Genomic DNA, 23,450 nt, shown 5'->3' with positions numbered 1-23,450 from the left:
TTTATCTACGCGATCATTGACAGAATCTACCTAGGAAAGGCCGGGTAAAATGCTCGAAGTAACAGGTGCCGATATTACCAATCTGGGCGATGCCGATTTGCGCACCCTTGTCGCCCGTCTTGCGCTGGCGGAGCTGCGAAAACAGGGCTGTCCCCTGTCGGCGGTCACCGCAGGCGGCAATCAGGACGCTGCGGATGGCGGACTCGATGTGCGCGTGCAGTGTCCCGCGCCGATTGCAAACCCCGACTTCGTGCCGCGGTCATGCACCGGCTTTCAGGTGAAGAAGCCGGACATGCCAGCAGGCGCCATCGAAGGCGAGATGCGGCCGAAGCCCAAGGGTGGCGTCGACGGGAAGCTGCGGCAGGTCATCTGCGAGCTCGCCGCAGAATCCGGCGCCTACATCATCGTCAGTTCGCAGGGGTCTGTTGCGGATAAGCCGCTTGCAGATCGGCGTTCGGCGATGCGCGCCGCGCTGCACGATCTTCCCGAAGCCAGTGATCTCCATACCGACTTCTACGACCGCGATCGCATCGCGACCTGGGTCAACGAATATCCGGGCATCGCCGCCTGGGTCCGCAACCGCGTCGGCCTCGGTCTGTCGGGCTGGAGCAGCATCGGGGGGTGGACCGGAACGCACGTTGCCGAGGATACTTCCTATCTATCCAACGACAAGGCTTGCCTGACCGATGAACGCTCGCGTGAACGCGAGCAACTGACGATCGCCGAAGGTATCAAGGGCCTTCGCGCCGCGCTTCGCACCCCGAAGCAATGTATCCGGTTGATCGGCATGTCCGGCTTGGGCAAGACGCGTTTGGTCCAGGCGCTGTTCGAGAGCGAGGTTGGTGAGGAGCCGCTCGATCCGAGCCTCGCAATCTATACCGACTATTCGGCCGAAACCCATCCCACCGCGCACGACATGGCACGACAGCTCGTTCTGCGCGGGCAACGAGCCATCCTTATAGTCGATAATTGCAATCCGGCCACTCACACCGAGCTCACTCGCATCTGCTCGGAAAGCACGAGCACCGTCAGCCTTCTCACCGTCGAATATGATGTTCGCGACGACGAGCCCGAGCGAACCGAAGTCTTCCGGCTGCAGTCCGCCTCGCCCGACCTGGTCGCAGAATGGCTCGAGCGATCCTTCCCGGACGTGTCCGAGATCGACCGGCGAACTATCGCTGACTTCAGCGATGGCAACTTCCGCGTGGCACGCGCGCTGGCAGAAACGCTCGGTAAGGGTGAGACACTGGGCAAGCTCAAGAGCCGCGAGCTGTTCGAGCGAATCTTCCAGCAGCGCAATCAGCCCGATCAGAATTTATTGAATGCGGCGGAAGAGTTGTCGTTGCTCTATTCGGTCAACGGCGAGGACACCTCATCCGATGGCGAACTCGCGCGCATCGGCGGCCTGCGATCGGTGAGCGCGGCGACGCTTTACGCCGCACTTGCGGAGCTTCGCCGACGCGGCATCGCACAAGTGCGCGGCCGCTGGAAGGCGATCCTCCCACACGCGATTGCGAACCCGCTTGCCACATTCGCGCTCCAACGGATACCGCCGTCGGACTTCGAACGGTTCAGCGCCTCGCTGACGCCACGCATGCAGAAGTCGCTCTCCCGCCGTCTGGGCTATCTTCATGATAGCCCAGAGGCTCAGGCTGCGGTCGCGCGCTGGCTGCGAAGCGATGGGCCGCTCGGGGACCTCGTGACGCGTGGCAAAGAAGGCCTCGAGATCCTGACCAATATCGCCCCAGTTGCGCCAGAGGCGGTGCTGGCGAAAATCGAACACGAACTGGATGGTCCCAACGGGGCAACATTGCTGTCGTCGAACGAGCCGACCCGGTGGCAATGGATCCGCCTCATCAAGACGCTCGGCTATGAGCAGCACATGTTCGAGACCGCCGCGACGCTGCTCGCCCGCTTCCTCGCCGCCGAGCCTGCCGACCAAAATCAAAACTCCGCCCGCGACGCGTTTGCCGAGCTCTTCCACCTGTATCTATCCGGGACCCAGACTCCACCCGAGCAACGGCGCGCGTTAGTGCGTCTGCTGGCGAAATCCGGTGATGCAGACAAGCGCCGCTGTGCATCCGTCGCGCTTGACGCGCTTCTGACCGCGCACAATTTCACCTCGTCGAGCAGCTTCGATTTCGGAGCACGGTCGCGCGACTGGGGATGGCGTCCGAAGCTGAACAAGGACGTGTGGGATTGGTACGACAGCGCTATCGATCTCGCCGTCGAGCTGTCGTCAGTCCTGAATGACGCGCGTATCACGCTTGCCGGCAGTGTGCGCGACCTTTGGCATTTTGGCGCCTGCCACGACGCCCTGGATCGCGCAGCGAGCACGTTCGTCAAGGTGAAGCCCTGGATCGAGGGCTGGATCGCATTCCGCACCTGCCTCCGCTTCGAAGGCAACGCGATGCCCGAGCCAGTGCGAAAGCGGCTCGAGGCGATCATCCAACGGCTCAAGCCGTCCGATCTCCTCCATCAGGCGCGCGCGGTCGTGCTCAATCGTAGCATTGGCGGCTGGGAAGTTGCGGACGGCGAGCCGGACGATGGGGATGTGATGAAGCCGTGGCACAGGGCCGCCCAAATGGCTCAGGATGTCGGCCGGCAATTGGCGCACGATTCCGAGACGCGCGCCGAATTCCTGACCGAACTGATGGTCGAACCCCATGCCCAGCGCGCGCTCGAGTGCGGGCGCGGCCTCGCCGAAGGTGCGAGCGACCTTGCCGAGATCTGGCGCGATTTGGTCGGTCATTTCGAGGCGGCGGAGTCTAAGAGCCGCAATGCGACTGTGCTCGGCGGGTTCATCTACGAAGCGCATCAGCGTGACACTGGCTTTGCCGAAACCAGCTTGGAAGCCGCGATCGAGAACCCGGCACTGGCCCGCTCGCTTCCTTATCTTCAGGCGCGGATTGGGATCGACGAGGCAGGAATCGCGCGGCTGCGACGCGCGATCGAGAAAGGGGCGCTTCAGTCCTTCGACTTCATGAGCATCGCCAACGGCACCGTTGGCGATTCACCGCCGGAGGCATTAGCTCTCCTGCTGCTCGATATTGCGGATCTGCCGGACGGGGTCGAGATCGCGCTCGATATCCTGCACATGCACTTCTATCGCGACCGCGAAGCCGGCCGGCAGCGCAATCCGACGTTGATCGCGCTCGGCCGCAACCTGCTTCGCCGCACCGATTTCAGCAAGAAGGGCACTTTGCGCGACTATGGCCTGCATACGATCATTCGGGTTTGCTGTACGGGGAGCGACGGTGAAGCGACGGCTCGCGATGTCTGTGCAAATATCCGCGGCGCGATGGAGGTCTGCTATCTTTCCCGTCATGATTTGAGCCATGTGCTGAAGGCGCTGTTTGAGACCCACCCCGCTGCGGGGCTCGATATGTTCCTTCTACCTGAGATGACATCGCGAAACCACCGGCTGTTCGATGCGGACTTCAGCTTCGGCACACCGGTCGAGAACATGGACCCGGCGGTCCTGCGCCAATGGGCGGACCAGGATGCGGCGACGCGCTATACGTTGCTCGGCCGTGCCATCTCGATGTTCAGGCGAAAGGTCGACGACGAGGAGGATAACGGTATCTCGCCGCTGTTTCTCGATATGCTCAATTATGCGCCGGATAAGCGCGCCTTTCTCGGCGATTTCTGGACTCGTCTCCATCCTCGGAGCTGGAGCGGCTCGCTTGCCGACATCCTTGCCCGTCGAAAGGCTCAGGTGTTGACGTTCCGCGAAAGCCCGTATGCCGATGTCCGGCAATGGGTGGATGCCATCCTCCCCGAGCTAGACCGGCGTATCGATCATGAGCGCAGCCGCGACCGCGAGGGCGAGGAAAGTTTTGAGTGACGTCGTTCAGAACTGGAGCAAGCTGTACAGGTCGCCGTCACCTCCGTCGCCGAACGCGCGCGTCATCGAATATTCCTGCGCCTTGAGCGTCGTCGCCTCTGCGCGAATGGCGTCGAGCGTCAGCAGGGCATGGTCGCCGCCAGCGATCGCGATCTCGAGTTCTGACTTCGTTTGCCGCATGCGCAATGACGACGGCTGCTCACGCCCATTCGGAAAAGCGGCTTTCACCACCGCTAGCCGCTTCGCCCTTTGTTACGACTGCGCATTCTCGGGCTGCGTCCATATTAGGATTTCCCTGGTCGTGAGGCGAAGGCGCTCAATAAAACGAAGGTGCTCAACACTAGTATTGAGCATCTTCGGGGGGAGGTGAGCACCTTCAGGGGGCGGTGGGCAGCTCCCATACCCATCCGCCTTGCATGCCCACCTTGCATGAGCGGATACCTAGCTGTTTCTGCGCTCTACGAATTGATGCCCAAGAGATGCATGACTCCTCAGCTAAAGACTGCAGCGCAGTGATCGAGACAGGGCCTGCTTGCAGCGTGGCTTCAAGAAAGCTACAAGCTTCTTGAGTCGCTGATACTGGTCTCGCTCCACCCGTTCGCTCGATATCCGCCAAAATAGTTTCAGCGCTTCCTTCGACGGCCTCTCCCCACCGGATGCAGGTTGTTTCCAGCTGCTCGCCTATCACGATGGGCTCCACGAAATACTCTATCCCCCCTATATCGATCGAAACGTTCGACTTGGCCCGGACAAGCACCCGAGCTTCAGAGTTATTAGCTTTCCCGGCCACCAGTACCGTGCGAGCAAGTGCTGAGAATGCCTGGCTGCCGATGACTCGATCAGCTACAGAGGACTGAGAGGCGCTTTTGCTGAGGTGAGATATACCGAGCACGGAGCAGCAATGCTGTTCTGCAAAATCCACCACCATCTGTAGTCCCTGCCGAACTTCGTTGGCTCGGTGCATGTCCCCACGAATGAGATTGATCAGTGGGTCGAAAATCAGCAATGAAACGCCGTCAATCCGTGCGGCTGCTTCATTCAAAAGGGTAAAGTTGGCTGCAGGATCAAACTGTCGCCTGTTCCCACGCTGATCACTGAGCCCCTCGATGATGTGCACGCGGGTTAGGTCGGCATCTGCAGCCGTAAGGCGAGGAATGATCGTGTCAGCTATACCATCCTCGCCGCTCCAGATTACGATGTTGCCTGCGACCTCACATTTGCTGCCGTCTGGCCAGTCACCACCTCTACTGAGCGTGGCGGCCAGCGATATCGCAAGCGTGGTTTTACCGCATCCACCTGCGCCGGCAAGAATGGATAGCTTTGCCCTTGGCAACCAGCCCGGCCATATCCACTGGATTTTTTCCACTGGAATATCTACTGCCGCTGTGAGTTCTACCATCCAGCCCGGCTGTTGAGGTGTTCGGCGCTGCATTACAGCGCCTCCCTTTGCCGAATCCAAGCCTGGATTTCACTGTTACGCCAGCCGACGCTGGAGCCGCACAAAAGGCGTTGGCGCGGGAAATGGCCCTCCGATATTTTGCGATAGATTGTTGAGCGTTTTAGGCCGACGATTGACTCGACATCGCGTAAACGAAGAATTTTGTCATCGTTGCCGACGTCGTCAAAGTTGCTAACGTGCATTGCCATAGGTTTGAGTCCTAGGTCCTGAAGCGTGAGGCAGCGCCCTCCGGCACTACTGCTAAAAAGGGTAAAAGACGGATATCGGCTGGCTATATAGCGAGCACGGGCATTTGCCACACGCATAGGTATATGCGCGTTTCCGAGATTAATGTTCGGTAGCGTCGGAGGTCGTTGTGGGCTACAGAAATTCTAGGGCCGTAAGGCCTCTAGGGGCAGAACGGACTGAGAGCGTTCATGCCAGATGCGCAAATCAACCGATGGCAGTTGATGCGGCCCGTTCAGCGAATGCGAACGAGGCGAAAGTTTTTAACGTCGTTACCAGGGCGACGTGGCGGACCGTTGCGGATCAATAGGGATCGCTAGGGACGGACGATTTTTAACATGCGAGTATGTTCGATAGCAACTCGCATGTTCCTCTCCTTGGTTGGGTAGGTACTGGCCCGACCAAGGACACAGTTGACAGAGCATTCAGCTCTTTATCGAGTCCAAATAGTCGGCCCAGATCTGCATCATTTCATGGCGCTCCGGCAAGAAGGTGGTTCGATCGTATGCACGTCCCAGCGGATTTTTTACCGTATGAGCAAGCTGATGCTCCAAGAGATCGGGACGAAACCCCAGCACCTCCGCACCTATGGTTCTCGCTGTCGCACGAAAGCCGTGCCCAGTCATTTCGTCGCCGCTGATGTCCATGCGGCGTAATGCGCTGAGTACGGCATTGTTGGACATCGGCCGGTCGCCTCCTCGGGCTGAGGGGAAGGCATATCTATGTCTGCCAGTGAGTGGTTTCAGCTCGCGCAGAACTGCGACTGCTTGTTGGCTGAGGGGAACCAAGTGATCTGGGCGATCCTGTTTGGTCGCAGTAAGGCCCTTCATTTTGTGGCCAGGAATCAACCACTCGCCCGCATCCAGATTGACCTCCGACCACTCCATGTGTCGCAGGTCGCCGGGCCTGCAGAACAGCAACGGGGCCAGTTTGAGTGCACAACAAACAGGCATCGTTCCGCTATAGCTATCCAGTGCTTTAAGCAGTGCGCCGAGTTTTTCAGGATCGGTCACGGCGGCAAAGTGCTTCACCCGCTTGGCTGGGAGCGTACGTGAGAGATTCCCGATTTGGTTGGGTGGGGTGATACCGGCTGCTTCGGCGAACTCGAAAATCTGTTTGTAGATCTGGGCAACACGACGCGCCGTCTCGCGAGCGCCGCGCTTGATGATGCGCTGGAGGTTTTCGACCAGCATGGGCGTGCTGATGCTGCTGATCGGGAGTTTTCCCAGCCAGGGGAACGCATTGAGCTCAAGGCGCTGCCGCACTGTGCGGGTGTATTCCGGATCCCAGGATGACTCGCGAATACTCAGCCACTGCGTGGCAACCGACTCAAAGGTGTGCTGGTGATCCAGCTGGCTGACCACCTTGGCCATGCGTCTTTGCAATGAAGGGTCTTGGCCGCTGGCGAGCTGGACACGAGCATCATCACGTTTTCGCCGCGCCTCCTGCAGGCCGACCTCTGGGTAAACGCCAAGAGCCAGGCGTTTTTCCTTTCCCAGAAAGCGGTACTTCAAGCGCCAGTAACGGCCTCCTTTGGGCTGCACCTCAAGGTACAAACCTTGTTCGTCGTACAGGCGGTACGGCTTGTCCTGGGGCTTGGCGTTGCGGCAGTTTGTGTCTTTCAGGGGCATTGGGGGCACATCCTCTCCGAGCGAGCAGATGAGCGTTTTATGCCCCCATATATGCCCCCGTCAACCGTGGGATGCCCTGGGATTAGGTGGGAAAACGCGGGCAAGAAAAAAGCCGTAAAGCTTTGATTTCTCTAGGCTTTACGGCTTTTCTGGGTCTTCCTGGGAAGACAAATTGGTGGAGCCGGGGGGATTTGAACCCCCGTCCGCCAGTACTCCGCTGTCGGTACTACATGCGTAGCCGTTTCTATTAAGTTAACCCTCAGCGACCCGAAGGGCAGGGTGCTTTGGGCGAGTTGTGTAAGTTTTAGCCGCTTCGTCCACAACGTACTGCACGGCGATTCTGTTCTATATGACAATCACTTTGGGTTTACAGACATCCCCTGGTGATTGCTGGACCCGAAGGTACCAGAAGCTCAGGGCTAAGGCTGCTTACGCAGCGAGAGCGAATTCCTGGCCGTAGTTTTCGTCATTGGCAACTATAAGAAGTTGCAACAGTGGATTTACGAGTTCTGTTACCAACTCGGCATGCACCTAAAGTTTCGCGACCGGCGTCGAATCCTAAACGGCCCCGTGCTTGTAACTCGTTGTTTCTAGTGAGTGACAAGCTTGTGCAGTGTACGCCAAACCTTCACGAAAGGCCAACCCGAAGGTCGGCCCTATCGCTTACTGACCGCCTTTCTCGCTGTTCTGCAGGTCTTGCAGGGCCTTGGAGGTGATTTCGATGCACTTCTTGTCATCACCGGCCGCGTGGGCTGCCTTGGCTTGGGCGACGGCGGTGTCGATTTCGCCGCTTTTGCCACTGGTGTCGGTGGACAGCAGGGCTTTACCGTTGTTGATTTTGTCCAGGTTGATCTGGCACAGGTCTTTATCACCGGCTGCAAAAGCAGGGGATGCCAGCATCGCAGCGGTAATGAACAAGCCAGCAAGAGCGGAACGCTTCATAGGGTATCTCCTTGCGCAAAGGGCTCGACGCTGCTGGCGTTGAGGGGCTGCCAGCGACATCACTGATGAGCCTCGTCTGTCGAGGCCTATGCAGATGACTACACCGGCGCGCAGGGGTTCTGTTTTATTTTGCAGGTTCAATGGGCGCGGGCCTGGGTGACGCGGTCGACGAGGTAGACCAGCCCGTGATAATCGATGCCGCCGTGCAGGCTCAGGCCGATCTCGCAGGTGCGGCTGGTGGAGATGCCTTCGCTGCAGTGTTGCACCGCGTCCTTGAGGCTGCGCAGTGAGTGGGCGTTGAGTTCCGGGGTGGTGAAGCCTTTGTCGCCGGCGAAGCCGCAGCAGTGAATGCCTTCGGGGATGACGACGGTCCTGGCGCAGCGTCGGGCGAGGTCGATCAGCGCCTGGCTTTCGCCCAGGTGCTGGGTGCTGCAGGTGACGTGGACGGCAATGGGCGCTTCCTGCGGCGTGAAGTCGAGGCGGTCCATGAGGTGGGTGCGGATGAAACGTACGGGGTCGTAGAGGTCCAGGCGTGTCTCGCCCAGGTCTTGCGTCAGGCGCAGGGTGCACGGGCTGGTGTCGCAGTAGATCGGGTCGAGGCCGCCACGGCTGGCGTGGAGCAGGGCGCCGATCAGTTCCTGGCGCTTGTGTTCGGCCTGTTCGGCATAACCCTTGGAGGCGAAGGGTTGGCCGCAGCACAGGTTGTCCTGGTGGTCGGGGAAGACCACTTGGTAACCGGCTTTTTCCAGCAGGCCACGGGTTTTGTCGTACAGCGACATTTGCTCTTTATCCCCCGCCGCCGGGCCCATGGCGCGTGAGACGCACGCCGCCAGGTAGACCACCCGGGGTCGCTCGTCGGTGACGGCCGGGCTGAAGCGAATGGCTTTTTCCGGTTGTGGCATGGCGTTGGTCCACTGCGGGACTTGCCCCTTGGACAGCCGGGCCACGGTGGCTGATAACTTCGCCAGGCGCGGGGCGCCCAGCAGCATGCGTGCGCCGTTGGCGACATGCAGGGTCAAACGCGCACCTTGCAGCGCGGTGGCGAAATGGGTGGCGAGCCATTCGGCGGTTTTCGTACGGTCGGCGTCGCGGCTGCGCAGCTTTTTCACCAGGTCGCCGGTATTGATGCCTACAGGGCAGCGTTGGGCGCAGAGCCCGGTCGCGGCGCAGGTGTCGATGCCTTGGTAGTGGAAGGCCGCTTCCAATTCGGTGGTGTCGACGCCGGTGCGTTGTTTGGCCTGGATGTCGCGCCAGATCACGATGCGTTGGCGCGGGCTCAAGGTCAGGCCTTTCGACGGGCATACCGGCTCGCAGAACCCGCATTCGATGCACTTATCCACAAGCTCATCGGCGGCGGGCAGGGGCTTGAGGTGTTTGAGGTGAATCTGCGGGTCGTCGCTGAGCACCACGTCCGGGTTGAGGATGCCGTTGGGGTCGAGCAGGCGCTTGAGCTGCCACATCAGTTGATAGGCATCGCTGCCCCATTCCAGTTCGACGAACGGCGCCATATTGCGACCGGTGCCGTGTTCGGCTTTCAACGAGCCACCGAACTCAACCGCCACCAGCTGTGCAACGTCGTCCATGAACGCTTGATAGCGTGCGACTTCTTCCGCGCTGTTGAAGCCTTGAGTGAAGACGAAGTGCAGATTGCCTTCCAGGGCGTGTCCGAAAAGGATGGCTTCGTTGTAGTGGTGTTTGTCGAACAGCTCGATCAAACGGTTGACGCCAATCGCCAGCTGCTCGACCGGGAAGGTGACGTCCTCGATGATCACGGTGGTGCCGGTTTTGCGTACGGCGCCTACGGCAGGGAAGGTGTCCTTGCGAATCGCCCAGAGCCGGGCGTTTTCCAGCGGGTCTTCGGTGAAGTCGACCTGCTTCTCCACCGCAAAAGAGGCGAGTGAGGCCATGATCAGCGCCAATTGTTCATGCAGTAACAAGGAAGTGGCGGCGCGGGATTCGATCAGCAGCGCGCAGGCATTTTCCGATAGTTGCTGTACGAACGCCGGCATGCCCGGTTTGTTCTGTACCGAGCGCAGGCTGCGCCGGTCCAGCAGCTCAACGGCCGACACCGGCTGGGTTTTCAGCACGGTGACCGCGTTGCAGCAGGTCTCGACGTCCGGGAATACGATGAGTGCCGAGGCTTTGTGTGGGTGATCGATCACTGTGTGGTAGGTCACGGCGCTGATAAACCCCAGCGTGCCCTCGGACCCCACCAGCAAATGGCTGAGGATATCCAGCGGGTCATCGAAATCCACCAGGGCATTCAGCGACAGGCCGGTGGTATTTTTCAGACGGTATTTGTGGCGAATTTTTGCCGCCAGTTCGGCGTTTGCCCGCGTCTCCCGGCCCAGTGTCGCCAGACGTTCCAGCAGCGCGCCATGGGTGTGGCGGAAGGCCTGGATGCTGGCGGGGTCTTCGGTGTCGAGGCGGCTGCCATCGGCCAGGACCAGACGAATGCCTGCCAGGGTGTGGTAGGTATTTTGCGCCGTCCCGCAGCACATGCCACTGGCGTTGTTGGCAACGATGCCGCCGATCTTGCAAGCGTTGATCGACGCCGGGTCCGGCCCGATCTTGCGCCCGAATGGCGCCAGCCAGGCGTTGGCCTGAGCGCCGATGACGCCGGGTTGCAGGCGGATCTGCAGGCCTTGCGCGCGAATTTCGCGGCCATTCCACTGATCACCCAGCACGATCAGCACCGAGTCGCTGATGGCCTGGCCGGACAAGCTGGTGCCCGCTGCGCGAAAGGTCACGGCGACGCGGTCGCGCTGGGCCAGTTGCAGCAGCGTGACGACTTCGTCTTCCGACTCCACGCGTATCACCAGCTGTGGGATCAATCGGTAAAAGCTGGCGTCGGTGCCGAAGGCGAGGGTGGAAAGTGGATCGTCAAAACGACGATCCTTCGGGATCAGTTGTGCGACGTCGCTCAGGAATGCGGCAGGCAGGCTCATCGGTCCTCCAGAAATAGCTGACGCCGGAACCGTTGTCCGGCGTCGATTCTTACCCTATTGCGTGCAGGTCTCAGTGCACCAGCATACCGGTGAACCAATATGCCTGTGCCAGGGTGATCAGCCCGACGATCGTGGCGAAGAACAGGCTGTGTTTAAGGGTAAAGCGGAACAGGTCGGACTCCTTGCCTACCAGGCCAGTCGCCGCACAGGCCACGGCGATCGATTGCGGCGAAATCATTTTGCCGGTCACGCCGCCACTGGTATTTGCCGCCACCAGCAAGGTGTCGTTGACGCCGATCTGGTGGGCGGTGGTGGCCTGCAACGAGCTGAACAGTGCATTGGACGAGGTGTCCGAGCCTGTCAGGAAAACGCCGAGCCAGCCGAGGAACGGTGAGAAAAACGGGAAGGCCGCGCCGGTGCCGGCCAGCACCAGGGCCATGGTCGAGGACATGCCCGAGTAGTTGGTGACAAAGGCGAAGGCCAACACCATGCCGATGGACAGGATCGGCCAGCGCAGCTCGTAGAAGGTCTCTTTTAAAGTGGTAAGACCAGTTTTAACGTCTATTTTCAAAACCGCCATCGAGATCAGCGCGGAGAAGAAAATCGCGGTGCCGGTTGCTGAAATCGGGTCCAGCTTGAATACCGCCGGTATGGCGGTGGGGTTGGTGACGATCGGCGCGACTTTGATTACCAGTTGATCCAGGTGCGGGATCGCAAAGTTGAACACCCAGCTGTACATCGAGCCGCCGGCGGCGAACATCGCCTTGAAGGGTTTGAGGGTCCAGATGGTCACCAGCACGGTGAGTATCAGGAAGGGCGACCAGGCCTTGAAAATCTGCCCCAGGCTGTACGGCGAAACAAGGGTGTTGCGCGGCAAACCGAAGCCACCGGCGCTGGCGGTAACCGCCGTGCTCGAGGTGGCGCCGGCAATCTGCGCGCCGGCGCTGCGTTTGGGTTGCCAGACTTTGAGGAATAAGGTCAGGGCGATCAGGCTGGCCAGTGCCGAGGTGATGTCGGGCAGTTCCGGGCCGATGAAGTTGGAGGTGAAGTACTGAGTGACGGCAAAGCTCAGGCCCGCCACCAGGGCTGCGGGCCAGGTCTCGCGAACGCCGCGCAGGCCGTCCATCATGAACACCAGCCAGAACGGCACGAACAGTGACAGCAGGGGCAGTTGGCGACCGGTCATGGCGCCGATCTTGAAGGCGTCGATGCCGGTGACCTGGCCCGCCACAATGATCGGGATACCCAGCGCACCAAAGGCGACCGGGGCGGTGTTGGCAATCAGGCACAGGCCGGCGGCGTAGAGCGGGTTGAAACCCAGGCCGACCAGCAGCGCGGCGGTAATTGCCACGGGCGCACCGAAACCGGCCGCCCCTTCGAGGAAGGCGCCGAAGCAGAAGCCGATCAGCAGTACCTGCAGGCGCTGGTCGTCGGTAATCGACAGGACTGAGCTGCGGATCACTTCGAACTGGCCGCTCTTGACCGTCAATTTGTAGAGAAATACCGCCGCCACGATGATCCATGCAATCGGCCACAAGCCATAGGCGAAGCCGTAGCCGGCGGCGGCCAGGGCCATGTCCACCGGCATCTGGAAGGCGAAAATCGCCACCAGGATCGACAGCGCCAGCGTGATGCTGCCGGCCACGTGCCCCTTGAGGCGGAATACAGCCAGGGCCAGGAAGAAAAATACGATAGGTATAACGGCGGCCAGTGCGGATACACCGAGACTGCCAAGAGGGCTGTAGAGCTGTTGCCAGGTTTGCATATGGGGTGGCCCCTGATTGTTGTTGTTTGTACGCTCTGGATAATTGGTAATACCAATTTACAGTCGCTGTGGGCTAGATTAAGAGGCTTGGCAGGGGTGTGTCAATTTGCCGCCCAGGAAACTTTGGTCGTACGAGTAGGTGTGCGGCGTTCTGATCGGGATAATCCGAGGCGTTCTGATAGGTGCCGGGAGCGCGGCGATAGGCCAGAATAGAGAGCCCGGCGCGTGGTCGGGATGGTGGAGAGCGGGTTATGGGGTTTGATCAGGTGCGTCAGCGCCGTTTGTCTGACGATATTGTCGAGCAGCTCGAGGGCATGATCCTTGAGGGCACGTTGAAGTCGGGCGAGCGCTTGCCGGCCGAGCGCGCATTGGCTGAACAATTTGGTGTGTCGCGCCCGTCGCTGCGAGAAGCGATTCAGAAGCTGGCTGCCAAAGGGTTGTTGGTCAGTCGTCAGGGCGGTGGCAACTATGTGGTGGAATCCCTGGGGTCAACCTTCAGTGACCCTTTGTTGCATCTGCTGGAAAACAATCCTGAAGCGCAGCGGGACTTGCTGGAATTTCGCCAGACGCTTGAGGCTTCCTGTGCTTATTACGCGGCATTGCGGGCAACGGAAGTGGACCGTGAGCGGCTGACGGCGGCGTTCGAGGCGTTGCAGGATTGCTACGCGCGCGTCGATGAGGTGAGTCGAGTGGAGGAGGGCGCTGCAGATGCGCGGTTTCACCTGGCCATTGCCGAGGCCAGTCATAACGCCGTGCTGCTGCACACCATTCGCGGGCTGTTCGATCTGCTCAAGCGTAACGTGGTGACTAACATTGGCGGCATGTATCAACAGCGCACCGAGACCCGCGACATGCTGATCAGCCAGCATCGCGATTTGTACCTGGCAATTATTGAAGGGCGGGCCGAGCAGGCGCGGGATATCTCAACGCGTCACCTGCTGTATGTGCAGGAAGTGCTGGAGGAGGTTCGTCAGGAGGTTCAGCGCGTGGCTCGGGCGGAGCGACGTAAAGGCATGTAGCCTCGGGCGAGTCGCCCGAAGCTGCATCGTCACAAGGTTAGTCTTCCTTGCCTTTGTTACGCACCGCGCGATGCAATTCGCGATTGGAGTCGCGCTCGCGTTCGGTGTCGCGTTTGTCGTATTCCTTCTTGCCCTTGCCCAGCGCAATTTCGCACTTGACCAGGTGCTTGCTCCAGTACCAGGACAAGCAGATGCAGGCGTAGCCTTTCTGTTGCACTGCCGCAGCGAGTTTTTCCAGCTCGCGGGCATTGAGCAGCAGCTTGCGCGTGCGCACCGGGTCGGCAATTACATGAGTGCTCGCGGTGGTCAGCGGGGTGATATGACTGCCCAGCAGCCACGCCTCGCCATCCTTGAGCAGCACATAGCTGTCGACCAGCTGCAGCTTGCTGGCACGCAGACTTTTTACTTCCCAGCCGGCCAGGACCAGACCAGCCTCGAACCGATGTTCGATGAAGTAATCGTGTCGCGCCTTTTTATTTTGCGCGATGGTCCCTGTTGGGTGTTTCTTTTGTTTAGCCATAGGGGCGGCATTATAGGGAGTTGCGAGCGTGTCGGCTACGGTCAACCTGCGTGCTTGAGCGTGTTGGACGAATCCCGGACAATGCGGGCAGTTCTCTGGTTTTTTTCTCTCGCGGATCTGGCTGTTGTTTCGCGATGTTTGCCCGCTCAGCTGTGGAAATAACGCTCACATGACGACGCATATTCAACGCTCGGCCCTGCTGCCGTATCCCGCACAGGCGCTCTATGACCTGGTCAACGACGTCGCGCGTTACCCGGAATTCCTGCCGTGGTGCTCCACTGCCGAGGTTTTGGAGGGCGATGACGGGTACATGGTTGCCAGCGTCGGCGTAGCCAAGGGTGGGCTTAGCCAGCATTTTGTTACGCGCAATGTGCTGGTGCCTGGAAAATCCATCGAGATGAATCTGCAGGAAGGCCCGTTCACCCAGTTGCATGGGGTCTGGGTATTCAAGGCGCTGACGGACAAGGCCTGCAAGATCAGCCTGGATCTGTCGTTCGATTACGCGGGGCCGATCGTCCGCGCGACATTGGGGCCTTTGTTCAATCAGGCGGCGAATACGCTGGTGGATGCGTTCTGCCAGCGGGCCAAGCAACTGCATGGTTGAGATTGAAGTGGTGCATGCCGCCGTTGATCGCCAGGTTTTATTGCAGGTGAAGGTTCCGGCGGGCACGAGCCTGAGGGCGGCGGTGCAAATGTCGGGAATGGCTGAGCAGTTTCCGCAATGGATGCTGGCTGACTGCCCGCTGGGGATCTTCGGCAAGGTGGTTTCGGACCCTGATGCGCGTGTTGTGCAGCCAGGTGATCGAATTGAGATCTACCGGCCGTTGCTGGCAGATCCCAAGGAAATACGCAGGCAGCGTGCGGCCAGGGCGGCGAAGATCAGGCAGCAAAACTCATAAATCCTTCAGACAACAAAAAGCCCGGCATGCCGGGCTTTTTGTTGAGTGTTGCTTTGTTACTGCGGGCTGGTGTCCAGAGGCTGTGGCGTCGGGACAGGCACGGTTTCCACGCCATCGACGTCTTTCTGGATCTGGTCCAGCAAGGAGCCTGGCTTGGCCGGCACCTCGGATTTCGGCTTCTCGGCTTCCTGCGCAGGGGCGGTCACGCTGGTGCCGCTGTCCTTGCCCAACAGCGCTTCATCGCGGCTTACGCCAGGCATGAAGTCGCCGGACAGGCTGACAAGCTGGTCATTGCCATTGAAAATGACACTGACGCGCTCCTGTTGGCGCTCACCGCCGCCAGGCTGGAGGCTATAGAGATAATCCCAGCGATCGGCATGGAAGGTGTCGGTCAGCAGGGGATTGCCCATGATAAACCTTACTTGCCGTCGGGTCATTCCCGGACGTAACTGGTCTATCATGTCCTGCGTGACGACATTGCCCTGCTGGATGTCGATTTTGTAAACCCCGGGGAATGAACAACCGGCGAGTGCGAGCAGTCCCACAAAGGTGAAACTGGTTAGCAAGAGCTTGGTGTTTTGCATCGGTGGGCGACTTCCACTATCTTGGCTGGGACAACGTAAACGCCGATCATACCCGTATTAAGAGAAGCTGCGAAGCAGCATCCGCGAGAAAGCTAACCATGGTTGAAAATAGCGAACTACGCAAAGCCGGTCTCAAAGTGACTCTGCCCCGAGTCAAGATTCTACAAATGCTCGATTCTGCTGAGCAACGCCACATGAGTGCCGAGGACGTTTACAAGGCGCTGATGGAGTCTAATGAAGACGTCGGCCTGGCCACGGTTTACCGTGTCCTGACCCAGTTTGAAGCCGCAGGGCTGGTGGTTCGTCATAATTTCGACGGCGGTCATGCAGTGTTTGAATTGGCCGACGGCGGGCATCACGACCACATGGTTGACCTGGATACCAATGAGGTTATCGAGTTCACCAGCCCTGAGATCGAAGCGCTGCAGCATAAGATCGCTGAGGAGCATGGCTTCGATTTGGTTGACCATAATCTGGTGCTGTACATCCGTAAGAAAAAGTAAAAAACGACGCAGATTTGCTCTGCGCAACGATCGAAGGCGACCCCAGGGTCGCCTTCGTGCTTTATATAAGAGGGAAAATGCTCGCTCAGGCCTTCGCTGCTACGACCATCTTCTTCGCGTGCGCCAGGGACTCCTTGGTCAAATCAATACCGCCGAGCATCCGCGCCACTTCTTCCACGCGCTCCGACTTGTTCAGCTTGGACACGGCCGTGCGCGTCGCATCGCTGCCCCGCACCTTGTGCACGAACAAATGCTGATGCCCCTGGGCCGCCACTTGCGGCAAGTGGGTCACCGTCAGCACCTGGCCACGATCGCCCAGGCGGCGCAACAACTGGCCAACAATCTCGGCAGTCGGCCCGCCAATGCCCACGTCCACTTCATCGAATACCAGAGTCGGTACGCGCGAGGTTTGCGCCGTGATGACCTGGATCGCCAGGCTGATCCGTGACAGCTCGCCGCCGGAGGCGACTTTGGCCAAGGCTTTGAGCGGTTGCCCCGGGTTGGCGCTGACCAGCAGCTCCACCTGTTCCAGTCCGTGGGGTTGCAGTTCATGGCTGGAATTGGCGTGCAGCTCGATAGTGAAGCGGCCGCCGGGCATGCCCAGGCGCTGGATTTCCTGTTCCACGGCACCGGCCAGACGGGTAGCGGCCTGTTGGCGAAGGTCGCTCAGCTCACGAGCCTTTTCCTGATAATGGCGGGCGAAGGAGGCGAGTTCTTCGCCGAGGCGCTCAATGGACTCGTCGTTCGCGTTCAGGGTCTCGATTTCATCCAGCAGCTTTTGTTGCATTGCCGCCACTTCGGTTGGCTGGATTCGATGTTTGCGCGCCAGGGTGTAGATGGTGTCCAGGCGCTCTTCTATTACCTGCAGGCGCGCCGGGTCGGCATCGAAATGATCGAGGAAGCGGTTCAGCTCGCCGACCGCTTCCTCCACCTGGATCTGCGCGCTGGTCAGCAGGGTAGTGGCTTCACTCAGTGAGCCGGATGCGTTAGTCACGCTGGACAGGCGATTGAGGCTCGCGGTCAGTGCGTTAAGCACATTGCCGGAATCACTTTCGCTGCATTGCTCGATCACCTGGCGACAGATGCCCAGCAATGTCTCGGCGTTGGTCAGGTTCTTGTGTTCCTGTTCAAGCTGTTCCAGTTCGGACTCGCCCAGGCCCAGGCTTTCAAGCTCTTCGAGTTGATAGCTGAGCAGTTGGTGGCGAGCGCGTTGCTCGTCGCCGGAATTGGAAAGGCGTTCCAGTTCCTGGCGCGTCTGGCGCCAGCGTTGGGCGGCCAGGTGGACCTGGCGGGCAAGTTCGGTGGCGCCGGCGTACTCATCCAGCAGCCGGCGATGGGTATCGGTTTTCAGCAGGGACTGGTGCTCATGCTGGCTGTGGATATCAATCAACAGCTCACCCAGGGCTTTCAAATCGCCAAGGGGGCAGGGCGTGCCGTTGATATAGCCACGTGAGCGTCCTTCGGCGGTGATCACCCGGCGCAGGATGCACGGGCCTTCGTTATTGAGGTCGCGCTCGGCCAGCCAGGCCTCGGCCTCGGGAATATCCGCCAGATCGAATGTGGCCAGGATGTCGGCCTTGTCGGCGCCGGGGCGCACCACGCCACTGTCGGCGCGGTCCCCGAGCGTCAGGCCCAGGGCGTCGAGCATGATCGACTTGCCGGCGCCGGTCTCGCCTGTGATTACGCTCATGCCGCGATCCAGTTCGAGATCCAGATGTTCAACGATGGCGTAGTTATGTACAGACAGGTGCACGAGCATGACGGCCGCTCCCAGGCTTTAGGTCTGGTTATTTATACAGTGTTTTGTTTGAGGCTGACAATCCTGACGCTTAGCTCGATTTGCTTGATCGGGTGCTTTTTTTAGCTCAATAAGGAATGTAGGGGCAGGAAATGATCCGAGACATGCGAAAGACTTTTGGTAACGTCCGCGCCCTTGAACCTGAAAATTGTGGCCCCATATACCGGAACAGAAGCGCGAGTTGAGTTCGCGCATGATTTTGAAAGGAGAAAGCTATGGCTGACGAACAGACGCAGGATACGCAAACGCCAGACGCCAATTCGGCTGCCGGTGATGAGCTCGGTACTCGTGTGCAAGTGCTCGAAGAGCAATTGGCCGCAGCGCAGGATCAGTCGTTGCGTGTTGCCGCCGATCTGCAGAACGTCCGCCGCCGTGCCGAGCAGGACGTAGAAAAGGCTCACAAATTCGCCTTGGAAAAATTCGCCAACGACCTGCTGCCGATTATTGACAGCCTGGAGCGTGGCCTTGAATTGTCCAATCCGGATGACGAAAACATCCGCCCGATGCGCGAGGGGATCGAACTGACCCTGAAAATGTTCCAGGACACCCTGAAGCGTTATCAGTTGGAAGCCATCGATCCACTCGGCGGTGAGCCGTTCAACGCCGAGCACCACCAGGCGATGGCGATGCAGGAAAGCCACGACCTGGAGCCCAACAGCGTATTGAAGGTATTCCAGAAGGGCTATCTGCTCAACGGTCGCTTGTTGCGCCCGGCGATGGTGGTGGTGAGCAAGGCTCCCGCACCCGTTTCGCCTTCTATTGATGAGCAGGCTTGAAATCCGCCGCAAGGCCCCCATTTATAAGTCAAGCGATTAAGTGCTACCGCAGTTAGCCACAACTGCTGCGGCAACCAAATTCAAGTTTCGGGAGAGTCAAACATGGGCAAGATTATCGGTATCGACCTGGGGACCACCAACTCGTGCGTCTCGGTCATGGAAAACGGCAAGGCCAAAGTTATCGAAAACGCTGAAGGCGCGCGTACCACGCCGTCGATCATCGCTTACGCCAACGATGGCGAGATCCTGGTTGGTCAGTCGGCCAAGCGTCAGGCCGTTACCAACCCGCACAACACCCTGTACGCGGTGAAGCGTCTGATCGGTCGTAAGTTCGACGAAGAAGTCGTACAGAAAGACATCAAGATGGTGCCTTACAAAATCGCCAAGGCCGACAACGGTGACGCCTGGGTTGAAGTGAACGGCAACAAGATGTCCGCGCCGCAGATCTCGGCTGAAGTCTTGAAAAAGATGAAGAAGACTGCCGAAGACTACCTCGGTGAAACCGTGACCGAAGCGGTCATCACTGTTCCGGCCTACTTCAACGACAGCCAGCGCCAGGCAACCAAAGACGCCGGCCGCATCGCGGGTCTTGACGTAAAACGTATCATTAACGAACCTACCGCAGCGGCCCTGGCCTACGGTATGGACAAGGCCAAAGGCGACCACACTGTGATCGTTTATGACCTGGGCGGTGGTACTTTCGACGTCTCCGTCATCGAGATCGCGGAAGTTGACGGCGAGCACCAGTTCGAAGTGTTGGCCACCAACGGCGACACGTTCCTGGGTGGTGAAGACTTCGACATTCGTCTGATCGACTACCTCGTTGACGAATTCAAGAAAGAAAGCGGCATGAACCTCAAGGGTGACCCGCTGGCGATGCAGCGCCTGAAAGAAGCCGCTGAGAAAGCCAAGATCGAACTGTCGTCGAGCATGTCCACCGACGTGAACCTGCCGTACATCACTGCAGACGCTACCGGTCCTAAGCACTTGAACGTGAAGATCTCGCGCGCCAAGTTGGAAGCACTGGTTGAAGACCTGGTTCAACGCACCATCGAGCCATGCCGCATTGCACTGAAAGACGCCGGTATCGACGTTGGCGCGATCAACGACGTGATCCTGGTCGGTGGCCAGACCCGTATGCCGCTGGTGCAGCAGAAAGTCACCGAGTTCTTCGGTAAAGAAGCACGTAAAGACGTGAACCCGGACGAAGCGGTTGCCATGGGTGCTGCTATCCAGGGCGCGGTATTGGCCGGTGACGTGAAAGACGTGCTGCTGCTGGACGTCAGCCCGCTGACTCTGGGTATCGAAACCATGGGTGGCGTGATGACCGCGCTGATCGAGAAAAACACTACGATTCCTACCAAGAAATCCCAGGTGTTCTCGACTGCCGACGACAACCAGGGCGCCGTGACCATTCACGTGCTGCAAGGCGAGCGCAAGCAAGCTGCGCAGAACAAATCCCTGGGCAAGTTTGACCTGGCCGAGATTCCACCAGCACCCCGTGGCGTGCCTCAGATCGAAGTGACCTTCGACATCGACGCCAACGGTATCCTGCACGTTGGCGCGAAAGACAAGGCGACCGGCAAAGAGCAGAAGATCACCATCAAGGCCAACTCCGGCCTGTCTGATGAAGAAATTCAACAGATGATTCGTGATGCTGAAGCCAACGCTGATGCGGACGCCAAGTTTGCCGAGTTGGCGGGTGCCCGTAACCAGGGTGACGCGCTGGTTCACTCGACGCGCAAAATGGTCGCTGATGCTGGCGACAAGGTGACTGCCGAAGAGAAAACTGCAATCGAAGCCGCTGTAGTTGCCCTGGAAGCCGCTATCAAGGGCGACGACAAGGCCGCTATCGAAGCCAAGGTTGAGGAGCTGTCGAAGGTGTCCGCGCCAGTGGCCCAGAAAATGTACGCCGAACAAGGCCAACCGGCTGAAGGTGCTGCGCAGCAAGCAGAGCCTGAAGCCAAGCACGACGATGTTGTCGATGCCGAGTTCGAAGAAGTCAAAGACCAGAAGTAACTTGGTCGCCCGGTTGACCGCTCACAAGCGGTGACTGGTAGGATGTCGCCGCGCGGGAGCTTGCTCCCGCGTTGGCGTGTCTGGGGTATGCGAATTTTTACAGTATGCGACAGCGTTCGGGTGCTGGCGGTGTGGCCGGGAATGCTCCTGCTTTCCGAGCAGTAAATACCGCGTTTTTAGTCGGGTGGCCGGCTAAAAAGTAGTAATGACCAGGATCGTTGAATTGACGTGAGTTGGGTCCGGGCCTGCATTGGGGCTCAACGAGTTTGGCGAGGCTCAGGAGGGTCTGGCCGAACGTCCTTAAGAGTGCAAAGACTTATGGCAAAGCGTGACTATTACGAAGTATTGGGTGTGGAGCGCGGGGCTAGCGAGGCGGACCTGAAAAAGGCTTACCGTCGCCTGGCGATGAAGCACCACCCGGACCGTAATCCGGATAGCAAAGAATCCGAAGAAATGTTCAAAGAGGCCAATGAGGCCTACGAATGTCTGTCTGATCCCAACAAGCGTGCAGCCTACGACCAGTATGGGCATGCCGGCGTCGACCCGAGCATGGGTGGCGGCGGTGCCGGTTTTGGTGGCCAGAACTTCTCCGATATTTTCGGTGACGTGTTCAGTGATTTCTTTGGCGGTGGTCGTGGTGGCCAGCGTGGCGGGGCCCAGCGTGGCAGCGACCTGCGCTATACCCTGGAGCTGAACCTGGAAGAAGCCGTGCGCGGCACCAGCGTCAACATCCGTGTACCGACGCTGGTCAACTGCAAACCGTGCGACGGCTCGGGTGCCAAGAAGGGCTCTTCGCCCATCACCTGCCCGACCTGCGGCGGTATCGGCCAGGTGCGGATGCAGCAGGGCTTCTTCTCGGTGCAGCAAACCTGCCCGCGTTGCCATGGCCAGGGCAAGATCATTTCCGACCCGTGCGATTCCTGCCATGGCGAAGGTCGCGTCGAAGAGTACAAGACGCTGTCGGTGAAAGTGCCGGCGGGCGTGGATACCGGCGACCGCATTCGTCTGTCGGGTGAAGGGGAAGCCGGTACTCAGGGTGGGCCTACGGGCGACCTGTACGTGGTGATCAATGTGCGCGAGCACTCGATCTTCCAGCGTGATGGCAAGCATCTGTTCTGTGAAGTGCCGATCAGCTTTGTCGACGCGGCCCTGGGTGGTGAGTTGGAAATTCCGACGCTGGACGGTCGGGTCAAACTCAAGATTCCAGAGGGTACGCAGACCGGCAAGCAGTTCCGTATCCGTGGCAAAGGCGTTGCGCCGGTGCGCGGTGGTGGGGCCGGCGACCTGATGTGTCGCGTAGCGGTAGAAACGCCGGTCAACCTGAATCGCCGTCAGCGTGAGCTGCTTGAAGAGTTCCGCAGTTCGTTGGAAGGTGATGACTCTCACTCGCCGAAAACCACGGGCTTTTTCGATGGTGTGAAGCGCTTCTTCGGCGACCTGTAAGGAATTGAGTATGCGACGTATAGCCGTAATGGGCGCTGCCGGGCGCATGGGCAAGACGCTGGTCGAAGCCGTGCAGCAGCGCTCTCCGGCGTCCGGGCTGACCGCGGCGATCGTGCGTCCGGGCAGCACGTTGATCGGTGCGGATGCCGGTGAGTTGGCCTCACTGGGCCGTATCGGCGTTTCGTTGTCCGGTCATCTGGCGCAGGTGGCCGACGAGTTCGACGTGTTGATCGATTTCACGCTGCCGGAGGTGATGCTGGAAAACCTGGCGTTCTGTCGCAAGGCAGGCAAGGCGATGGTGATCGGTACCACCGGTTTGACGGTGGAGCAGAAGCAGTTGCTGGCTCAGGCGGGCAAGGATATCCCGATCGTCTTTGCAGCGAACTTCAGCGTAGGCGTGAATCTGTCCCTCAAGCTGCTGGATATGGCCGCTCGCGTATTGGGTGATGAGGCGGATATCGAGATTATCGAAACCCATCATCGTCACAAGATCGATGCGCCGTCCGGGACTGCCTTGCGGATGGGCGAGGCCATCGCCGATGCGTTGGGGCGTGACCTGTCCAAAGTGGCGGTGTATGGCCGTGAAGGGCACACCGGTGCCCGTGCGCGCGACACCATTGGTTTTGCCACCGTACGCGGTGGTGATGTGGTCGGCGATCACACTGTGCTGTTTGCCACTGAGGGCGAACGCCTGGAAATCACGCACAAGGCTTCCAGTCGCATGACGTTTGCCAAGGGCGCGGTGCGCGCTGCGCTTTGGCTGGAAGGGCGCGAGCCTGGCCTGTACGACATGCGTGATGTGCTCGACCTGCACTAATCGGTAGCTTAAACAGGGCCTCAAGCTTATGCTTGGGCCCCGTTTTACCCGCTAAGCGACGCCCTGTCGCATTCCCCTGCCTTTCAGGCTCATTAGCGGTGGACCAAAAAAGCCTTTTTCTGTAAGCTACAGCTTTAGTGTGTCCACTAAAAGCGCGCAGAATAATTCAGTGAAGAAGCGGGGTGACGTGTCCATACGTCACTCCGCTTTTTTGCAACCTGCGATCGCCCTTTCAGGCTTTATTTACGGGAGGTC

The 23,450-nt window shown here is 59.4% G+C and carries 19 protein-coding genes and 1 other RNA gene; 9 read left to right on the top strand and 11 right to left on the bottom strand.

What is annotated here, in order from left to right:
* The first annotated feature begins 49 nt into the window (after positions 1-49).
* Positions 50-3,847, top strand: coding sequence for a hypothetical protein (locus tag BFP96_RS26460; protein WP_065937314.1), 3,798 nt, complete (start codon positions 50-52; stop codon positions 3,845-3,847).
* Between the two features lie 6 nt (positions 3,848-3,853).
* Here the strand turns inward: BFP96_RS26460 and BFP96_RS26455 are convergent, their stop codons facing one another.
* The 8 genes from BFP96_RS26455 to BFP96_RS26420 all read right to left on the bottom strand — a co-directional run bounded on the left by BFP96_RS26455 (position 3,854) and on the right by BFP96_RS26420 (position 12,817).
* Positions 3,854-4,075, bottom strand: a complete 222-nt coding sequence (locus tag BFP96_RS26455) for a hypothetical protein (RefSeq protein ID WP_139113453.1) — start codon at positions 4,073-4,075, stop codon at positions 3,854-3,856.
* Between the two features lie 148 nt (positions 4,076-4,223).
* Entirely contained in the window at positions 4,224-5,279 is a 1,056-nt protein-coding gene (locus BFP96_RS26450) for an AAA family ATPase (protein ID WP_065937312.1), read from the bottom strand.
* Positions 5,279-5,494, bottom strand: coding sequence for a helix-turn-helix transcriptional regulator (locus BFP96_RS26445; RefSeq protein WP_065937311.1), 216 nt, complete (start codon positions 5,492-5,494; stop codon positions 5,279-5,281). Before BFP96_RS26445 ends, BFP96_RS26450 begins: the two co-directional genes overlap by 1 nt.
* 462 nt (positions 5,495-5,956) lie before the next feature.
* Complete coding sequence (locus BFP96_RS26440) at positions 5,957-7,162, bottom strand: tyrosine-type recombinase/integrase (protein WP_065937310.1); 1,206 nt, start codon at positions 7,160-7,162, stop codon at positions 5,957-5,959.
* 173 nt (positions 7,163-7,335) lie between these two features.
* Positions 7,336-7,732, bottom strand: a transfer-messenger RNA (tmRNA) gene (gene ssrA / locus BFP96_RS26435).
* Positions 7,733-7,825: 93 nt separating this feature from the next.
* Positions 7,826-8,104: a hypothetical protein gene (locus BFP96_RS26430; protein WP_065883919.1), complete on the bottom strand. Its 279-nt coding sequence runs from the start codon at positions 8,102-8,104 to the stop codon at positions 7,826-7,828.
* Between the two features lie 137 nt (positions 8,105-8,241).
* Entirely contained in the window at positions 8,242-11,052 is a 2,811-nt protein-coding gene (locus tag BFP96_RS26425) for an FAD-binding and (Fe-S)-binding domain-containing protein (RefSeq protein ID WP_065937309.1), read from the bottom strand.
* Positions 11,053-11,122: 70 nt separating this feature from the next.
* Positions 11,123-12,817, bottom strand: a complete 1,695-nt coding sequence (locus BFP96_RS26420; protein ID WP_065932680.1) for a lactate permease LctP family transporter — start codon at positions 12,815-12,817, stop codon at positions 11,123-11,125.
* 251 nt (positions 12,818-13,068) lie between these two features.
* On the opposite strand from BFP96_RS26420, the gene BFP96_RS26415 reads away from it, so the two are divergent.
* The gene (locus tag BFP96_RS26415; RefSeq protein ID WP_065897594.1) at positions 13,069-13,836 is read left to right on the top strand and encodes a GntR family transcriptional regulator; all 768 of its coding nucleotides are present in this window, start codon (positions 13,069-13,071) and stop codon (positions 13,834-13,836) included.
* Between the two features lie 37 nt (positions 13,837-13,873).
* Here the strand turns inward: BFP96_RS26415 and smpB are convergent, their stop codons facing one another.
* Complete coding sequence (gene smpB, locus BFP96_RS26410) at positions 13,874-14,356, bottom strand: SsrA-binding protein SmpB (protein ID WP_003235073.1); 483 nt, start codon at positions 14,354-14,356, stop codon at positions 13,874-13,876.
* 169 nt (positions 14,357-14,525) lie between these two features.
* Here smpB and BFP96_RS26405 point away from each other — a divergent pair, with 169 nt between their 5' ends.
* Together BFP96_RS26405 and BFP96_RS26400 are read left to right on the top strand one after the other, a co-directional pair.
* Positions 14,526-14,960: a type II toxin-antitoxin system RatA family toxin gene (locus BFP96_RS26405; protein ID WP_065883925.1), complete on the top strand. Its 435-nt coding sequence runs from the start codon at positions 14,526-14,528 to the stop codon at positions 14,958-14,960.
* Positions 14,953-15,255: an RnfH family protein gene (locus tag BFP96_RS26400; protein ID WP_065937308.1), complete on the top strand. Its 303-nt coding sequence runs from the start codon at positions 14,953-14,955 to the stop codon at positions 15,253-15,255. Before BFP96_RS26405 ends, BFP96_RS26400 begins: the two co-directional genes overlap by 8 nt.
* Positions 15,256-15,311: 56 nt before the next feature.
* On the opposite strand, the gene BFP96_RS26395 is transcribed toward BFP96_RS26400, so the two are convergent.
* Complete coding sequence (locus tag BFP96_RS26395) at positions 15,312-15,839, bottom strand: outer membrane protein assembly factor BamE (RefSeq protein ID WP_057725005.1); 528 nt, start codon at positions 15,837-15,839, stop codon at positions 15,312-15,314.
* A gap of 98 nt (positions 15,840-15,937) precedes the next feature.
* On the opposite strand from BFP96_RS26395, the gene fur reads away from it, so the two are divergent.
* Positions 15,938-16,342, top strand: coding sequence for a ferric iron uptake transcriptional regulator (fur, locus tag BFP96_RS26390; RefSeq protein ID WP_003194220.1), 405 nt, complete (start codon positions 15,938-15,940; stop codon positions 16,340-16,342).
* 85 nt (positions 16,343-16,427) lie between these two features.
* Here fur and recN read toward each other — a convergent pair whose 3' ends face one another.
* Positions 16,428-18,101 carry a DNA repair protein RecN gene (gene recN / locus BFP96_RS26385; RefSeq protein WP_065937307.1) on the bottom strand — a complete coding sequence of 558 codons (1,674 nt, stop codon included), beginning with the start codon at positions 18,099-18,101 and terminating at the stop codon, positions 16,428-16,430.
* A 254-nt stretch (positions 18,102-18,355) separates the two neighbouring features.
* Here recN and grpE point away from each other — a divergent pair, with 254 nt between their 5' ends.
* From grpE to dapB, 4 genes are all read left to right on the top strand, one after another.
* Entirely contained in the window at positions 18,356-18,916 is a 561-nt protein-coding gene (gene grpE / locus BFP96_RS26380) for a nucleotide exchange factor GrpE (protein WP_065883931.1), read from the top strand.
* Between the two features lie 102 nt (positions 18,917-19,018).
* Positions 19,019-20,935, top strand: a complete 1,917-nt coding sequence (gene dnaK, locus BFP96_RS26375) for a molecular chaperone DnaK (protein ID WP_065883933.1) — start codon at positions 19,019-19,021, stop codon at positions 20,933-20,935.
* A 318-nt stretch (positions 20,936-21,253) separates the two neighbouring features.
* On the top strand, positions 21,254-22,378 hold the full coding sequence (dnaJ, locus tag BFP96_RS26370; protein ID WP_065883934.1) for a molecular chaperone DnaJ: 1,125 nt from the start codon (positions 21,254-21,256) through the stop codon (positions 22,376-22,378).
* 10 nt (positions 22,379-22,388) lie between these two features.
* The gene (dapB, locus tag BFP96_RS26365; RefSeq protein ID WP_057725010.1) at positions 22,389-23,195 is read left to right on the top strand and encodes a 4-hydroxy-tetrahydrodipicolinate reductase; all 807 of its coding nucleotides are present in this window, start codon (positions 22,389-22,391) and stop codon (positions 23,193-23,195) included.
* Positions 23,196-23,450: the final 255 nt, after the last annotated feature.

Source organism: Pseudomonas sp. 34 E 7, from assembly GCF_900005715.1.
Taxonomy (GTDB): Bacteria; Pseudomonadota; Gammaproteobacteria; order Pseudomonadales; family Pseudomonadaceae; genus Aquipseudomonas; species Aquipseudomonas orientalis_A.
This window is presented reverse-complemented; position numbering and strand designations above follow the sequence as displayed.

What these genes read in the sequence shown, in the direction of transcription:
- fur (WP_003194220.1), top strand. Translation starts at nt 15,938, where the DNA reads ATGGTTGAAAATAGCGAACTACGCAAAGCCGGTCTCAAAGTGACTCTG.
- dapB (WP_057725010.1), top strand. Translation starts at nt 22,389, where the DNA reads ATGCGACGTATAGCCGTAATGGGCGCTGCCGGGCGCATGGGCAAGACG.
- BFP96_RS26460 (WP_065937314.1), top strand. Translation starts at nt 50, where the DNA reads ATGCTCGAAGTAACAGGTGCCGATATTACCAATCTGGGCGATGCCGAT.
- grpE (WP_065883931.1), top strand. Translation starts at nt 18,356, where the DNA reads ATGGCTGACGAACAGACGCAGGATACGCAAACGCCAGACGCCAATTCG.
- BFP96_RS26440 (WP_065937310.1), bottom strand. Translation starts at nt 7,162, where the DNA reads ATGCCCCTGAAAGACACAAACTGCCGCAACGCCAAGCCCCAGGACAAG.
- BFP96_RS26395 (WP_057725005.1), bottom strand. Translation starts at nt 15,839, where the DNA reads ATGCAAAACACCAAGCTCTTGCTAACCAGTTTCACCTTTGTGGGACTG.
- BFP96_RS26420 (WP_065932680.1), bottom strand. Translation starts at nt 12,817, where the DNA reads ATGCAAACCTGGCAACAGCTCTACAGCCCTCTTGGCAGTCTCGGTGTA.
- dnaJ (WP_065883934.1), top strand. Translation starts at nt 21,254, where the DNA reads ATGGCAAAGCGTGACTATTACGAAGTATTGGGTGTGGAGCGCGGGGCT.
- recN (WP_065937307.1), bottom strand. Translation starts at nt 18,101, where the DNA reads ATGCTCGTGCACCTGTCTGTACATAACTACGCCATCGTTGAACATCTG.
- smpB (WP_003235073.1), bottom strand. Translation starts at nt 14,356, where the DNA reads ATGGCTAAACAAAAGAAACACCCAACAGGGACCATCGCGCAAAATAAA.
- BFP96_RS26405 (WP_065883925.1), top strand. Translation starts at nt 14,526, where the DNA reads ATGACGACGCATATTCAACGCTCGGCCCTGCTGCCGTATCCCGCACAG.
- BFP96_RS26430 (WP_065883919.1), bottom strand. Translation starts at nt 8,104, where the DNA reads ATGAAGCGTTCCGCTCTTGCTGGCTTGTTCATTACCGCTGCGATGCTG.
- BFP96_RS26450 (WP_065937312.1), bottom strand. Translation starts at nt 5,279, where the DNA reads ATGCAGCGCCGAACACCTCAACAGCCGGGCTGGATGGTAGAACTCACA.
- BFP96_RS26415 (WP_065897594.1), top strand. Translation starts at nt 13,069, where the DNA reads ATGGGGTTTGATCAGGTGCGTCAGCGCCGTTTGTCTGACGATATTGTC.
- BFP96_RS26425 (WP_065937309.1), bottom strand. Translation starts at nt 11,052, where the DNA reads ATGAGCCTGCCTGCCGCATTCCTGAGCGACGTCGCACAACTGATCCCG.
- BFP96_RS26445 (WP_065937311.1), bottom strand. Translation starts at nt 5,494, where the DNA reads ATGGCAATGCACGTTAGCAACTTTGACGACGTCGGCAACGATGACAAA.
- dnaK (WP_065883933.1), top strand. Translation starts at nt 19,019, where the DNA reads ATGGGCAAGATTATCGGTATCGACCTGGGGACCACCAACTCGTGCGTC.
- BFP96_RS26400 (WP_065937308.1), top strand. Translation starts at nt 14,953, where the DNA reads ATGGTTGAGATTGAAGTGGTGCATGCCGCCGTTGATCGCCAGGTTTTA.